This is a genomic window from Candidatus Poriferisodalis sp. (genome assembly GCF_965215815.1).
Classification (GTDB): Bacteria; Actinomycetota; Acidimicrobiia; order Acidimicrobiales; family Poriferisodalaceae; genus Poriferisodalis.
The window spans coordinates 1712659-1726699 of the sequence record NZ_CBDCEO010000012.1 but is presented as its reverse complement, the minus strand read 5'-3'; the positions used below and the strand labels follow the sequence as shown (position 1 = coordinate 1726699).

Below are 14041 nucleotides of genomic sequence, written 5' to 3'. Positions count from 1 at the left end.
GGCGAGCTTGTGTGGGAAGTGCTCGACACCCAGGAATACCGGGAATGGCGCGCCTCACTCTTCGGGGGTTCTTTGCATTCGACGCTCAACAAAGAGCGATCCTGCTGTGCGGCGGGGACAAGGCGCGCCGAGGTGGCAAACGCTCTTGGTACAAGCAGATGATCCGTCGGGCTGACGCTCTGTTCGACAGACATGAGAACTCGAAGTAGAGGATCGGACGGATGCTGCGCCTCAAGTTGCCTTTTGGCGTTAGCGTGACGGTGATGGCGATACTCCGCAGGCGCCGGCCGCTTGACCTCCGTCCCGCTGCCGAATGGCATGAGAAGTTCGTCCGAGAGCATCCCAATGCCGAAGAACTGCTTGCGGAAGCAGCCGAGTATTTCGAACAGCGCGAGGCCGAGTACGAGCGCGACTTGGAGCAGCGAGCCGAAGCCGATTCGGCACTCCTGGAGGAACGCGCTCGCAAAGCGATTTCGACGGCTGCGAAGCAAACTGTGGGCACAGGTACCTGCGGAGCCCCGACGAAGAACGGAACTCAGTGCACGAATTTGGTAGCTCCCGGTGCCAAGAAATGCTCGGCTGGGCATAGGCCGCGTCGATAGATCACGTCCGTGGCGACGGGCGTTCAGCAACGGGTCAGCCCAGCGGCCGGCCGAACGGCAGCTTGTCCTGCCAAGTCTTCAGAAAGGCCTCAGCCCGGTAACAGGCGGCCATGAACGGACCGTCGTCATGGCCGACGGTCTCTGACATGACCGCATTGACGGTGTCAGCGGTAGCGGCACGCAGGTCGTCATATGTGAGCGCTGGGTCAGCCCACCACCCCAGCGCCGGTCCCGCAGCGGCAACGAAGTCAGCAGCCACCGGGGTGCCTGCTGCACGCAGCACTGCCAGCGCCTTCGACGACACCGCCGCAGCGGAGAACGCGACCACTGGTGTGGCGCCCGCCATCGATGCGCCGTCGCCGGACATCGCCGCAGGCTTCGAGCCGCAGAACAGCACGTCCACGTCGTCTTTCCAGATGGTCCAAGGCTTGGCAGGTTCCCCGTCGCCTGACAGGGTGGCCACGCACATGTCGCCGTCGGCCAGCCACGCTTCGGCGAGCGCCACCGGGTCGAGTTGGCCGTTCGCACAGCCCTTCGCCGTGGCGACCCGCGCAATCGTGGCCCCGGCGGCGGCAGCTTCGCGTGCGATGCCGAGACCGGCCGGACCGAATCCCTCGATGGCGATGCGCTTGCCGTCGAGGCCGCCTACGAGGCCGGCTGCCGCCGCAGTGGCGCCGACGCCGATGAGCTCGCTGTTGAACGAGATGCCGTCTCGGTCGTCGTTGCCGATGAGGTTGCGCTGGTCGTGCGCGAGCACCGGTGCGAGCAGCTTGGCGTCAAGGCGCAGGCCCGGCCCGGTCGAGAGTTTGCCGCTGGTGAAATCGTCGACCAGCTCGGTCGCCAGAGCCTCGACGGCGTTGGCGGCGTCGGACGGGTCGGACTTCAAGCCGACACTGGCACCGCTGCGCTGTTGCTCGAGAGTGGCGAACACGTAGGTGATGTGCCGCACCAGCATCGTCGCGTTGCCGGGAATGAGGCGGCTGCCGAGGCGGGTCTCCCCGACGTAGTGCTGGGCGCCGGGCAGGTCATAGATGACGAAGCCGGGTGTCGATTCGAGCTGGCGGGTCTCCACGGGCCAAGTCTGCCATCGGCCGTCCATCAACCCCCGGGCTCCCGTGTCTCGTCCGAGGGGGCGCCGTCGATGTGGTGCCTAACCTTGACCGTTGTGCGGCGAGCCTTGATCGGTCTGTGTGCGTTGGCGTTTGCAGCGGCCTGCGGTGGTGGAGAGACGGTGTCACCGCCGGAGTCACCGGCTGCGACCGAGGCCTCTCCTGTTGACCCTCCGGCCTCTGACGCGCCGATCACATCGATGGAAGACACGCCGACCACATCGGTGGAAGACGCGCCATCGGGTCTGACGCAAGTGTCCGGCACGGCGCTGCCGAAGTTCGAGCAACTCGAAGACGACACCGCCGTCGGCCGCACACCGCCGGTCGTGGTCGGCACCGACCTGCTCACCGGCGAAGCAGTGCGCATCGAGAGCCAGGGCCGTCCGATGGTCATCGCCTTCTACGCCCACTGGTGTCCGCACTGCCAAGCCGAGGTGGCCGATCTCACGGAGTGGCTGGAGACAAACGAGTTGCCTGCCGGCGTGGATTTCTTCACCGTATCGGTGCTTGAAGACGCCACCCGCGGCAATCACCCGCCCGAGAAATGGCTGCGCGACCAAGGCTGGCAATACCCAGTCGTCGCCGACACGCCGGCGCTGTCGGTCGTTGAGGCATTCGGCCTGACGTCGGTGCCGTACCTCGTGGCCATCGATGCGGACAACGCTGTGGTGTTGCGGTTCGCCGGCAATGTCGGGCCGACCGAAATCGCCGCCTTCTTTGCGGCGCTGCTCGAGCCTTCCGCCTGATTCTCACTCGACCGCTCATACCGCCCCGACCGCGACTTCCCGACGGCCGGGATCACATCTCGCGCGTCGGGTCCCGCGGCTGCCACCCTTTGGCGTATGGCCGAAGGCGATTCCGCGCCGCGCCGCGCCCCGAAGCGCACCAGCAGGCAGAAGCGGCGCGCCGTTGCGGGGGCCGCCCGTAGGCGGCCTGCAGGCCGTGCCCCGCTTCGCCCGGTGGCCAGGCTGCACCCGTTGGGCTTCCTGCGCGGCTTGCTCGGCCCCGACTTCACTGGCGCCCGCCAGAGCCTCACTGCGCTCGCCGTCAGCAGCCTGACTGCCACCGCCGCCGGTGTGCTGCTGGCGGCGGCCACCGGCACCCTCGAGCGCCTGCCGGGTTTGCTCGTGCTGGTTCCCGCTGCTATCGGCATGCGCGGCGACATCTTCGGCGCACTCGGCAGCCGGCTCGCCACGACAATTCACGCAGGGACATTCCGACCGACAGCTCGCCGCGACACCATCGTCGGCCAGAACGTCATTGCCGCGGCCGTGCTGACGCTCGTGACGGCCGTGACGCTCGGCGTGATGACGAAGGTGCTGGCCCCGGTCTTCGGGCTGCCGAACATCATCGGTATCACCGATCTCATCATGGTGTCGGTCGTCGGGGCCGAGCTGGCATCGGTCGTCGTGCTCGTTGTCACGCTCGGGCTCGCGACAAGCTCCACGCGGCGCGGATGGGATCTCGACAACGTCAGCGCCCCACTCATCTCCGCAGTGGGCGACGTCGTCACGCTGCCGGCGCTGTTCTTGGCCAGCTACCTGGTGGGAATCACCGCCCTCACGCCGCTCATTGCGGTAGCCAGCGTCATCGGGGCGGTCGCCGCAATGGTCTGGGCGTGGCGATCAGGACTGGAACAACTCTGGGCGATCCTGCGCGAGTCGGTACCCGTTCTGAGCGTGGGCGGCCTGGTGCTCATCGTGGCGGGCGTCGTGATCGAGCACCGCCTTGAGGATTTCGTGGAAAAACGGGCGGTGCTCATCCTGGTGCCTGCTTGTCTCGCGGCTGCCGGCGCCATCGGCGGCATCCTGTCGAGCCGGCTGTCGAGCAAGCTGCATCTCGGCGTCATCGAGCCCCGAGCGCTTCCGCAGCGAGGTGCCCGCCTCGACATCCTGTTCGCCTTCACCCTCACGGTTCCGGTATTCGTGCTGAACGGGGTGCTCGCCAACGTCTTCGCCTTTGTGTTCTCGATGTCGTCGCCGGGCCTGTACCGGCTCGTGGCGATCTCGCTGATCGGGGGCATGATCGCCACGGCGCTGGCGGGTGCAATCGCCTACTACGGCACGGTCCTTGCCACGCGCATCGGCGTGGACCCAGACACCTACGGCATCCCGCTCGTGAACAGCACGGTCGACCTGGCCGGTGCCGCAGCACTTGTGCTGGCCGTCAGTTGGGTCGGCCTGTCGTGACAGGCGAGATGCGAGCGGCTGTCGGCTGTCGTGACCGCCTTCCGCGCCCCCATGCCGCTGTGCCTACGCTGTGGGCAGCGGCGCAATCGTGTCCCCAAGTTGAACGGAGCTCGTCGCGCTGCCTGCTGACGATCTGAAATGCGATCAGACCCTGAAGAAAAACCTCGAAATCTGAAGTCCATGCTCTCGGAGGCCAAGGACGCCTCCGAACTCATGGTCGATCTGGCATACGCCGCGCTCTACTTCGACGACGAAGGCATGGCCGATGCCGTGCTGGGCCTCGAAGAAAATATGTCCAACCTCGTACACGAGATGCGGTCGCTGGCGATGTTGGCCGTCCGGCATCCGCGCGAAGTGGACGGCATGAGCTCGGTGCTGCAGGTGGTGTCGTCCATGGAGCAGATCGCGAACGCTGCCGTCGACATCTCCAAGATCGTGCTGCACCACTTGGGCATTCCCCGGGGGCTCATCGTGGACTTGGCGCAGGCCGCCGAGGTCTCGCACCGGCTCGTGGTGGCCGAGGGCAGCCACCTGGCGAACCGGCCGCTGCGCGACATGGAGCTGCCCGTGGCGGTCGGCATGCGCGTGGTTGCCATCCAGCGCGGGCGCCGCTGGCTGACCGATGTGGGCGGCGACAGCATCATCGAACCGGGGGATGTGCTGTTCATGCGCGGCGATCCGGCGGGCATCGTGCGTTTGCGCGAGCTGGCGGCCATGGAGCGTTGGAACCCGCCCGAGCCTGACGCGGCGCCGGTGCTCAGCGATCTCGACCGGGCCGTGGACACGCTCGTCGAGATGAAGAACCTGTCCGAAGCGGCCATCGGGCTGGCCTATTCCGCGCTCGTGCTGGATGACCTGTCTCTCGCCCGCGAGGTGCGATCCATGCAAGAGCGACTCGATGGCATGAAGGTCTCCATGCAGACCTGGGTGCTGCGCGCAGCTGCGGACATAGCCCACCCCGCAGAGACCGATCCTGCGGGACTGCGCGGCCTGCTGCACGTCGCCGAGGCTGCCGAGGACATCGGCGATCAGGCCCGCAACATCGTGTCGCTCGTGCTCGAAGACGAGGACATACACCCGGTGCTGGCGCTCGCGCTCGGCGACACCGACGATGTCGTGGTCCAGGTGCCGGTGGCACCCGGTTCAGAGGCAGACGACTCGACGCTTGGGTCGCTCGGGCTGGCGGTGGACCCCGGCTATCACGTCTTGGCCATCCGCCGCGCCGCCAGCTATATCTACAACCCGCCCCGCACGGTGCGGCTGTGGGTCGGTGACGAGCTGATCGCGTCAGGTCCCGAGGAGGGGCGAGACCGTCTTGCTGCGATCTTCGGCTACTCCATAGCCATCGATGAGGAAACCGGCCACGTGGAGCTGACCCTGGTAGGTCTTCCGCCGAGATCTTGACGGGCGGCATCCGACGGAGGGTCGGAACGGAGCTGACCCCGATAAGTTGACCGACCCCGATAAGTTGACCGCCGATGTCGCAGGACACTGGACTGTCAATTCTCGCGGTGCACGCCCACCCTGACGACGAAGCGTCGAAGGGGGCGGGCACCGTCCGCCGCTACGCCGATGAGGGCATCCGCACGACGCTCGTCTGCTGCACTGGCGGCGAGGAGGGCGAAATCCTCAACTCGGCCATGGACCGGCCCGAAGTCACAGAGAATCTGGCCGAGATCCGGCGTGCCGAGCTGGATGCCTCTGCGATGGAGATCGGTTACGACGAGGTGGTCATGCTCGGCTACCGCGACTCAGGTATGCCCGACACAGAACCCAACGCTCACCCTGACGCATTCGCCAATGCCGACCTCGACGAGGCGGTCGCCAGGCTGGTGACGGTGATCCGGCGGGTTCGCCCGCAGGTCATCCTGACCTACCCGCTGGTGCAGTCCCGCTACCCGCACCCCGATCACCTGCAGGTCACGGCCATCTGTATTCCGGCGTTCGCGCACGCCGGCGAGCCTGCCTGGCGCCCCGAGTGCGGCCCGGCCTTCACGCCAATGAAGATGTATGCGCCGGTGTGGTCCCACAAGCGCATGCGCCTCATCCACCAGGCCTTCTTGGACTTGAACCTTGAGTCGCCCTTCGACAAGAAGTGGCTGGGGCGGCCAAGCCGCGACGACCGCATCAACGCAGTCGTCGAGGTCAACAACGCCGTGCGGCGCAAGGCGCTGCTGGCCCATGCCACCCAGGTCGATCCCAACTCGCCGTTCTGGTTCGGCCTGCCCGACGACGTGGCCGACTCCATCCATCCATATGAGGAATACATGCTGCTCGAGTCGCGCATCTCGACCGAGCCCATGGAGAACGACCTGTTCGCCGGGCTGCGCTAGTGAGCTTCCTCGACGAAGAGTTCCTGACGAACTGGGCCACAGCCGGCCACAAGCCGCTCGGCGGCGTGTCGGGCACCGTGGTGATGAAGACCGCCGGCGGTCCCGACGGCAAGGTGAGCGCCAGCTTGACCTTCGAATCCGGCGTCCTGAAAGCTGCAGCTCCCGGTACTACCCGGGGCGCCGATCTGACACTCGAGGCGCCCTGGCAGCTCGCCGCCGACGTCGTCTGCGGAGAGGCCGACCCCGCGCAGCACTACATGGCGGGCGATCTCAAGGTCTCCGGCGACATGGCGCTCTGGCTGGAGCTGCTGCCGGCCTGGCGTGCGGCCGGCTCGCTCGGAGCACCCCGCTGACTCAGGCTGGGCTGATTCAGGCTGGGCTGATTCAGGCTGGGCTGATTCAGGCTGGGCCGGATCGCTGTAGCCGTCGAAGCGCCCGGTAACCCACCAGCCGGATCCCGCTGCGCTCGATGTGGGTGCGCAGCTCGGCGTTGTCTCGCAGGTGCAGCAGGTCCTCCACTCGAGATCCCCAGTCGGCGGTCAGCGACCGCAGCTCCGGCAAGTCCGCCGCGGGCTGAACCTGCAGTTCGGTCAAACCAGGTTCGAGCGAGTCCAGCAGCGCCTCGATGCGCCGGTACCGCCCCATTGTCCCGGGCGCGATGCGCATGACCCGATCCGGGGTCACAACCCCCTCAGACGCGATCAGGTCCTCCACGGGAAAGCCCAGTTGCCGCCGAGCCTCCGAAGAGATCAGCCGCACAGGCAGCCCGAAATCGACCGCCAGCTCCAGGTACACGTCGAAGAACTCGGGGCGCACGCTCAATACATCGAGGTGGCTGTCGAGGTGCGTGACGTCGAAGCCCCACAGGATCGCCCGTTCGATCTGTGCCCGGCATTCCCGCCGGACCTCGTCCAGGTCGGCGTGGTCCCACACATCGCCCACCGTGCTCGGCATCCCGCCGTTGCCGTCGAGCAGCGACGGGGCGTAAGTGATCGGCCCCCACCGGTACAACTCGAACTCCGAGTTCAGCGTGAGCGCAACGCCGATGTCCTCGCCCCGGAACCTCGCTGCCGCCTCGCGAGACCACGGGCACGGCACCAGCAGAGTCCCCGTGGTTGCCAGGCCGTCCCGCAGGGCCGCGTACACGCCTTCGTTCATCGCATGGCAGCCGCCGAGTCCGGCCGCGCTGATGATCAGCAGTCTGTCGTCGGGGCCGTATCCGAGCCGCTGGGACAGCGGTGCCACGCCGACACGCTAACTGGCGCCCTCGAGTCGCTGGTTCGGACCGCCGCAGTCGGCCCAGATTCCTCGACCGGCGGCGCGGGCTTCGGCCTCGGCGGTGTCGAGCACGGCCCGGTGTTGTGTGTTGGGCTCGAAGTGCATGGTGCCGGCGTATCCGTCGAGCACGAGGTAACGATTCACGAACAGCCCGTCAGAGGCCCGGTAGATGTAGGCCAGCAGCCGGTCGTACCGGTCGTAGAGCTCCTGGTCGCGCTGCAGGTGCACTTCGGTGCCAGGCGGAAGCAGCTCGGACGTTCGCAGGGTGGCGGCATCGCCGCCGCATTCGGCCGGCAGGTAGCCGCCGGTCTTCTCAGGCGTGTCGATGCCGATGAACCGCACCGCCACTCGGCGCCCGCCGAGATCGACGTCCATCGTGTCGCCATCGATCACTGCCAACACAACCGCATTCGGCTCGAGAGCAGGCCCCCCTGCATCCGCCGCAGCGTCGGAGGCCGCCGACCCTGCAGCAGTGGGCGGCGCAGCGTCCGCGACTGCCGACAGGGCCGCAGTGGTAGCCGCAGCATCCGTCGCAGGCTCAGCTTGATCGAAGTACTGCCAGCCGGCCCACGCAGCGGCGGCTGCGGCCGCCAGCGCCGCGACACGAACCGAAGCCCGGTCGCGAAACCTCTGACCCGGGCCTCCGCGGCGGGCCCGCCGGCCGACCCGGCGATCGAACCGGTGATCGATCCGACGACCGACTCCGTGATCGGCCTCGCCGGGCGGAGGGTTTGCTGGTGCGTCGCTCAGAGTCGTTCGATGATGGTGCCGGTGCCCAGCCCGCCGCCACAGCACATCGTCACGAGCGCCGTGCTGCGGTCGGCCCGGTGCAGCTCGTGCACCGCCTTGGTCAGCAGGATTGCGCCAGTGCCACCCAGCGGATGACCCAGCGCGATCGCGCCGCCGTTGGGATTGACGCCGTCCATGTCCGGATTCACTTCGCGCTGCCAGGCCAGGACCACCGATGCGAATGCCTCGTTGATCTCGACGACGTCGATGTCGGACATCGCCATGCCGTTGCGTTCGAGCAGGTAGTTCGTGGCCTCGATCGGCCCGGTCAGCATCAGCACTGGGTCGCTGCCGACCAGGCAGGTATCGACAATCCGGGCCAACGGACGCAGACCCAGGTCGGCGGCTCGACCGGCACGCATCAGCAGCACCGCCCCAGAGCCGTCGCTGATCTGTGAGGAGCTGCCGGCGGTATGCACGCCGCCCTCCATCACCGGCTTGATTCCGGCGAGCCCCGCGGCCGTCGTGGGCCGGATGCCGCCGTCGCGCACGACGTGTCGGATCTCGTCGGTGGGCTTGCCCTCGTCGTCGAGCACGGGTGCATCGATCTCGACGATCTGGGTCCCGAACCGATCCTCCTCCCAGGCACGGGCGGCATTGTTCTGGCTGCGCAGACCGAAGGCGTCGCACTCTTCGCGGCTGATGCCCCACTTCTTGGCCATCAGCTCGGCGCCCTGGAACTGTGTCGTGTACTCGTAGTTCTCCTTGTAGCGGGAGGTCGCTGTGCGCTGGCCCTTCTTGTAGCTGGACCCCATCGGATTGCGGGTCATCGACTCGACCCCGCATCCGATGGCTGCATCGACCACGCCGCTGCGCACCAGGCCGTACGCCAGCGTGGTGGCCTGCTGGCTCGAACCGCACTGCGCGTCGACGGTGGTGGCGGCCACTGACAGGGGGTAGCCGGCGCCGAGCCACGCGGTGCGCGCAATGTTGGCCGTCTGCTCGCCGGCTTGGCTGACGCAGCCGCCCACGATCTGGCCGATGCTGGCAGGGTCGACCCCGGTGCGCTCCATCAGCGAGGTCAGCACGTCGCTGAGCAAGTCGGACGGGTGGATGCCGCGCAGGTCGCCGCCACGTCGGCCGACGGGAGAACGGACGGCGTCGACAATGACGATGTCGTCTGGGTGCTGTGTCGCAGGTGCGGTGCTCATGGCCGGCACTGTACTTGTGCCTACGCCAGCCCTGCCCAGCGAATTGCCGATCCTCTGGCGGCCGGAACCCGCATCACGCGGCGTCGAGGGCGATTTCGGGCGGGCGTACCGTGGCAGCCAGAGCGGTACGTGCCCGAGCCACGCCTCGCAAGCCTTCCTGGCGGGTAGCCCGACTCAGCCGGTGCGGCATCCGGCTGGTTGACACCAACCGAAGCTGGGGTGCGAGATCAACCTGTTCTGTCATGTACCCAGTGTGAACAGGGGGTGTTACAACAGACCATCCGAGTCACCCATCCGGCACTCGAACCCAGCGATGACGCGGTGACGGCGACAGAGGTCGGATACTCCTCGGCGATGAGCCTTCCGTGCCGTTCGACGGTTCGCCAATAGCGATCGAATTCGTAGGTCCCGACAGGAAGTACGGCACGCTCCTCGAACGACACCACTGCTCATGAGCACCATCGGCTGGCTCGTGCTCGACGCGATGGGTGTCATCTATCGCGCCCGCGACGACGTTGCCGAATTGCTGGTTCCGTATCTTCGTGACAACGGCTGTCGGCTCGCGGACGCGGAGATCGAGGACCTCTATCGCGACGCAAGCCTCGGTCGGATGACCAGTTCGGAGTTCTGGCAGCGGTGCGGCGTTGACGGCAACGACATCGAATACATCACACGTCACACGCTTTCACCGGGCCTCAAAGGCGTGCTTGAAGACGTGACATCCCGTGGAATACGCGTCGCTTGCCTTTCGAACGACGTGAGTGAATGGGCCGCTCTTCAACGTGATCACTTCGGACTGGCAGAATTCATCGATCCTTGGTGCATCTCTGGCGATATCGGCATTCGAAAGCCCGACGCCGAGGCCTATCGGTCGCTACTCAGCGCAATCGGAGCTGACCCTCGCGAGTGCCTGTTCGTTGACGACCGTCGAGAGAACGTCGATGCAGCGCGTTCCGTCGGTCTTGAGGCAGTGCTGTTCGGGACGAGGCACTTCGCGTCTCTCGACTGGCTCCGGATCGCACTCGTTGGCCCTTCAGGCATTCGTGGCGGATGGACAGACACATCCGGACCGCAATCCCCAGGCTGAGAGCTCCGAGGACCACAACAGCGAAACTCAGCGATGGTGTCCGTACAAGATCGCCTACGTCTCTGTGCCGTGGGATGCGAGCAGACCGAGTTCAGCCTTTTCCTTCGCGGCCAGAAGAGACCTCGCGCAGTCAGTCGAGCTCACAGCGCGCGTTCAGTCTTGACATGTCTTCGTTGTCTCAGGTGAGAACGAACCTGCCCCGGCTCGTTGCGACTGCGGCGAGGTGGGCGCCGACGATGTCGGAGGTTTCGGAATCGGCAAGTCTGCGTCCGACGGTGGCCGGCTCGTCGAGGGGATGGATGTCGAAGTGGGTCAGCGCCCGGGCCAGCGTCGAAGCTTTCGTGTAACACCGTCTGTTTACAGTATGTTTCATGAAGCACTCGGACATTCTCGGCGAACTGGCAGGAGGAATGCCAGACGGTTCGACGCCACTGGGCGACGTCGCTGGGGCTGTGTCGCCGGTGTCATCGTCTCGGGTCGGGCCGGTGTCTCCGGGTGAGTCGGTGTTGTCGGTGGTGTGCGGGGCTCGTGATGTGGTCGCTGGGGCGTCGAGGGTGCCGCTGGGCGATGCGAGCAGCGACACGCTCGAGCGGGTCATCGCCGCTGCTGGGCGGTTGTGTTCGGCGGCCGAGGCGCTGCTGCTGAACGCCACCGCTGCGCTGGAAGCCTTCCGTGCGGGTGCTGGCCGCACGGCGCTGCGCGACCAGGCTCGGCTGAGCAGCCGCAACGCGAAGCGCACTGTCGAGGCCAGCGAGCAGGTCGCGCAGATGCCCAACGTGGCACGGGGCCTCGCTTTGGGAGAGCTCACCAAGGAGCACGCCGAAGTGCTCGCCGACACCGCCCGCAGAACCAGCCCCGAAGCCGTCGACAACGCCGTCGAGCTGCTCGAGGCTGCTGGGGAAGTTTCGCCCGAGGTGTTGCGCCGCGACGCACGCGAGTTCGCGGCCCGCCACGATCCCGATGGGGCGCGCACGGTGCTGGATCGCCAGCGCCGCGACCGCAGCGCTGCAATGTTCATCGACGAGTCCACCGGCATGGGGGTGCTCAACGCCCGGTTCGACCCGGTCAGCTACGCACTGGTGCTCCAAGCAGTCGAGAACTACAACGACGCCCTGTGGCGCCAAGACGGCGGACGCGACGGCACACCCGACCAGATCCGAGACAACCGTCAGCGCCGCGCCGACAGCGTGTTCGAGATGCTCACCAACCGAAACGCCCTGGCGACCATCGGCCACCCCGCCGCTAGCGCTGGCAAACCCGCCCGCCCATCACCGAGCGAAGACAGCCACGGCCGCAACAACGAGCCCGCACCAGGCCACAGCGGCGATGCCAGCCACCCTGGCCAAGGCAACGCCAACCACGGCCCTCCAGACGATGCCAGCCACCCTGGCCAAGGCAACGCCAAGCACAACCAGCCCAGCGATGCCAGCCACCCTGGCCAAGGCAACGTCGAACACGGCCGACACAGTGACGTCGAACGCGACCTGGTCGGCGGTGCAGGACCTCGCGGGGACAGCGATGTCGTGCCCTGGGACGCAGCGGGCCGCTCGGTCGAACGGTGGCGGCCCTCACAAGCACCCAACCAGCTCATCATCATCGCCGACATCGGCGTCATCGACGGCACCAAACCCGACGGACTCTGCGAAATGCTCGGCGGCGGACCCATCCCGCCGGAGACCCTCGACAACCTGTCGCCGGACACGCGCATCAGCGGCGCTGTGTTCGCCGGACCCGGACAAGTGCTGTGGCTCGGACGCAGCTGCCGCCACGCCAGCATCGCCCAACAACTCGCTGTTGCGATACGCGACCGCGGCTGTGTCTTGTGCCGTGCACCGATGCACCGCTGCGAGTTCCACCACATCGCCGAGTGGGCCGCCGACAACGGCACCACCGACACTCCCAACCTCGCCGCCCTCTGCGACGACTGCCACAACACCCTCCACAACAACAAACAACGCCTCGTGCACCACCCCGCCACCGGGCGATGGACCACCAAGCCCCACACCGCCGACACCACGGCTACGACCGACGGCGGCACCGACGCCTCCGGCCGATGTGCCACCAAGCCCCTCACCGCCGACACCACGGCTACGACCGGCGGCGGCACCGACGCCTCCGGCCGATGTGCCACCAAGCCCCTCACCGCCGACACCACGGCTACGACCGGCGGCGGCACCGACGCCTCCGGCCGATGTGCCACCAAGCCCCTCACCGCCGACACCACGGCTACGACCGGCGGCGGCGGCAGCTCCAACACTGCTGCTGGCGGCACCCGCGCCGGCACCACGGACGCCACCACCCGCGACGCTGACAACACCGACCTCATTGACACCAGCGACGCAACGACCGCAGCGCCTCATTGACTGGGCCTGGCGCGGCAGGGCGAGGCTCGGCGTGATCGGGGGCGTCGCCGGCGAGATGCAGTACACGTGCGGCCTCTAGCCTGCGCGCCGTGATCGATCATCAACACGACTGGCGCTACGGCATCACGGTTCCCTTCGGCGAGCCGCTGCACACTCAGGCCGACCTCTACCGCGAGTTCGCCGACCTCGGCTACACCGAGTTCTGGAGCTCTGAAGCCGACGGCACCGACGGCTTCACGCCCCTGGTGCTGGCATCGCAATGGGTGCCCGACGTGCGCCTCGGCATCGCCATCATCCCGGCCTTCACCCGCGGCCCGGCGCTGCTGGCCCAGCAGACGGCTGCCATTTGCGAAGCCGCCCCGGGTCGCTTCGCCATGGGCATCGGCGCCTCCTCCAACGTCATCGTCGAGCGGTGGAACGGCATCCCTTTCGACGAACCCTTCAAGCGCACCCGTGACACCGCCCGCTTCCTGCGCCAGGCCCTCACCGGCGAGAAGGTGACCGAGACCTACGACACGTTCGAGATCCAAGGCTTCCGCTTGGGCCGCCCGCCCGAAATTCAGCCGCCGATCTTGCTCGCCGCCCTGCGCCCGGGCATGCTCCGGCTGGCGGGCGCCGAATGCGACGGCGCAATCATCAACTGGCTGTCTGCAGATGACGTCGCCACCGTGCGGCCCTACGTCGACGAGGGCGGCGAAGGCAAGGAAGTCGTCGCACGCATCTTCGTGTGTCCGAATCCTGATGCCGACGTCGTCCGATCCGGCTTCAAGCGGGCGATGGCCGCGTACCTCAACGTGCCGGTCTACGCGGAGTTCCACCGCTGGCTCGGCCGGGGAGAGCTCCTAGCCGCAATGTGGGAACGCTGGTCCGAGGGTGACCGCAAGGGCGCACTCGAAGTCATCGACGATGACCTCGTCGACGAACTGCTTGTTCACGGCCCCCCGGAGGCGTGCCGGGAGCACATCGACCGCTATCACGCCAACGGCGTTGATGTCTCGGCCATCTCGATCATGCCCTTCGGCGGCATCGACCCCGTCCAGGCTGCCCGCGACCTCTCACCAGCAGCTCGGCGCTAGGCCGGTTGGCCCACTTCGAAGCCGCGTAGTCTCCCCAGAACCCGCGGAAACACCAGAGGAGCAT

16 protein-coding genes are annotated in these 14041 nt (G+C 67.1%); 10 read left to right on the top strand and 6 right to left on the bottom strand.

Features of this window, described 5'->3' with window-relative positions:
• Positions 1-44: 44 nt before the first annotated feature.
• Both ACOOHB_RS09600 and ACOOHB_RS09595 read left to right on the top strand, forming a co-directional pair.
• Positions 45-209 (top strand): type II toxin-antitoxin system RelE/ParE family toxin, encoded by a 165-nt coding sequence (locus ACOOHB_RS09600; RefSeq protein WP_420444561.1) that lies wholly within the window; start codon positions 45-47, stop codon positions 207-209.
• A gap of 54 nt (positions 210-263) precedes the next feature.
• Positions 264-602 (top strand): hypothetical protein, encoded by a 339-nt coding sequence (locus ACOOHB_RS09595; RefSeq protein WP_420444560.1) that lies wholly within the window; start codon positions 264-266, stop codon positions 600-602.
• 34 nt (positions 603-636) lie between these two features.
• Here the strand turns inward: ACOOHB_RS09595 and ACOOHB_RS09590 are convergent, their stop codons facing one another.
• Entirely contained in the window at positions 637-1674 is a 1038-nt protein-coding gene (locus ACOOHB_RS09590) for a hypothetical protein (protein WP_420444559.1), read from the bottom strand.
• A 93-nt stretch (positions 1675-1767) separates the two neighbouring features.
• Between ACOOHB_RS09590 and ACOOHB_RS09585 the strand changes: the two genes are divergently transcribed.
• The 5 genes from ACOOHB_RS09585 (at position 1768) to ACOOHB_RS09565 (ending at position 6586) form a co-directional block, all read left to right on the top strand.
• Positions 1768-2457 carry a TlpA family protein disulfide reductase gene (locus ACOOHB_RS09585; RefSeq protein ID WP_420444558.1) on the top strand — a complete coding sequence of 230 codons (690 nt, stop codon included), beginning with the start codon at positions 1768-1770 and terminating at the stop codon, positions 2455-2457.
• A 213-nt stretch (positions 2458-2670) separates the two neighbouring features.
• Entirely contained in the window at positions 2671-3900 is a 1230-nt protein-coding gene (locus tag ACOOHB_RS09580; protein WP_420444557.1) for a magnesium transporter, read from the top strand.
• 180 nt (positions 3901-4080) lie between these two features.
• Positions 4081-5304 (top strand): potassium channel family protein, encoded by a 1224-nt coding sequence (locus ACOOHB_RS09575; protein WP_420444556.1) that lies wholly within the window; start codon positions 4081-4083, stop codon positions 5302-5304.
• Positions 5305-5378: 74 nt separating this feature from the next.
• Positions 5379-6233: a PIG-L family deacetylase gene (locus ACOOHB_RS09570; protein WP_420444555.1), complete on the top strand. Its 855-nt coding sequence runs from the start codon at positions 5379-5381 to the stop codon at positions 6231-6233.
• The gene (locus ACOOHB_RS09565) at positions 6233-6586 is read left to right on the top strand and encodes an SCP2 sterol-binding domain-containing protein (protein ID WP_420444554.1); all 354 of its coding nucleotides are present in this window, start codon (positions 6233-6235) and stop codon (positions 6584-6586) included. Before ACOOHB_RS09570 ends, ACOOHB_RS09565 begins: the two co-directional genes overlap by 1 nt.
• Before the next feature lie 46 nt (positions 6587-6632).
• On the opposite strand, the gene ACOOHB_RS09560 is transcribed toward ACOOHB_RS09565, so the two are convergent.
• The 4 genes from ACOOHB_RS09560 to ACOOHB_RS09545 form a co-directional block, all read right to left on the bottom strand.
• A complete protein-coding gene (locus ACOOHB_RS09560; RefSeq protein WP_420444553.1) occupies positions 6633-7478 on the bottom strand; it encodes a ChbG/HpnK family deacetylase in 846 nt (281 codons plus the stop codon).
• Between the two features lie 9 nt (positions 7479-7487).
• Entirely contained in the window at positions 7488-7904 is a 417-nt protein-coding gene (locus tag ACOOHB_RS09555; protein WP_420444552.1) for a thermonuclease family protein, read from the bottom strand.
• Between the two features lie 353 nt (positions 7905-8257).
• Positions 8258-9451 carry a steroid 3-ketoacyl-CoA thiolase gene (locus ACOOHB_RS09550; protein ID WP_420444551.1) on the bottom strand — a complete coding sequence of 398 codons (1194 nt, stop codon included), beginning with the start codon at positions 9449-9451 and terminating at the stop codon, positions 8258-8260.
• Between the two features lie 73 nt (positions 9452-9524).
• Entirely contained in the window at positions 9525-9695 is a 171-nt protein-coding gene (locus ACOOHB_RS09545; protein ID WP_420444550.1) for a hypothetical protein, read from the bottom strand.
• 207 nt (positions 9696-9902) lie between these two features.
• Here ACOOHB_RS09545 and ACOOHB_RS09540 point away from each other — a divergent pair, with 207 nt between their 5' ends.
• Positions 9903-10538, top strand: a complete 636-nt coding sequence (locus ACOOHB_RS09540; protein WP_420444549.1) for an HAD family hydrolase — start codon at positions 9903-9905, stop codon at positions 10536-10538.
• 178 nt (positions 10539-10716) lie between these two features.
• On the opposite strand, the gene ACOOHB_RS09535 is transcribed toward ACOOHB_RS09540, so the two are convergent.
• Positions 10717-10911, bottom strand: coding sequence for a hypothetical protein (locus ACOOHB_RS09535; protein WP_420444548.1), 195 nt, complete (start codon positions 10909-10911; stop codon positions 10717-10719).
• On the opposite strand from ACOOHB_RS09535, the gene ACOOHB_RS09530 reads away from it, so the two are divergent.
• A complete protein-coding gene (locus ACOOHB_RS09530) occupies positions 10910-12901 on the top strand; it encodes an HNH endonuclease (RefSeq protein WP_420444547.1) in 1992 nt (663 codons plus the stop codon). The two genes, ACOOHB_RS09535 and ACOOHB_RS09530, sit on opposite strands and share 2 nt — an antisense overlap.
• A gap of 89 nt (positions 12902-12990) precedes the next feature.
• Positions 12991-13977, top strand: a complete 987-nt coding sequence (locus ACOOHB_RS09525; RefSeq protein ID WP_420444546.1) for an LLM class F420-dependent oxidoreductase — start codon at positions 12991-12993, stop codon at positions 13975-13977.
• Positions 13978-14041: the final 64 nt, after the last annotated feature.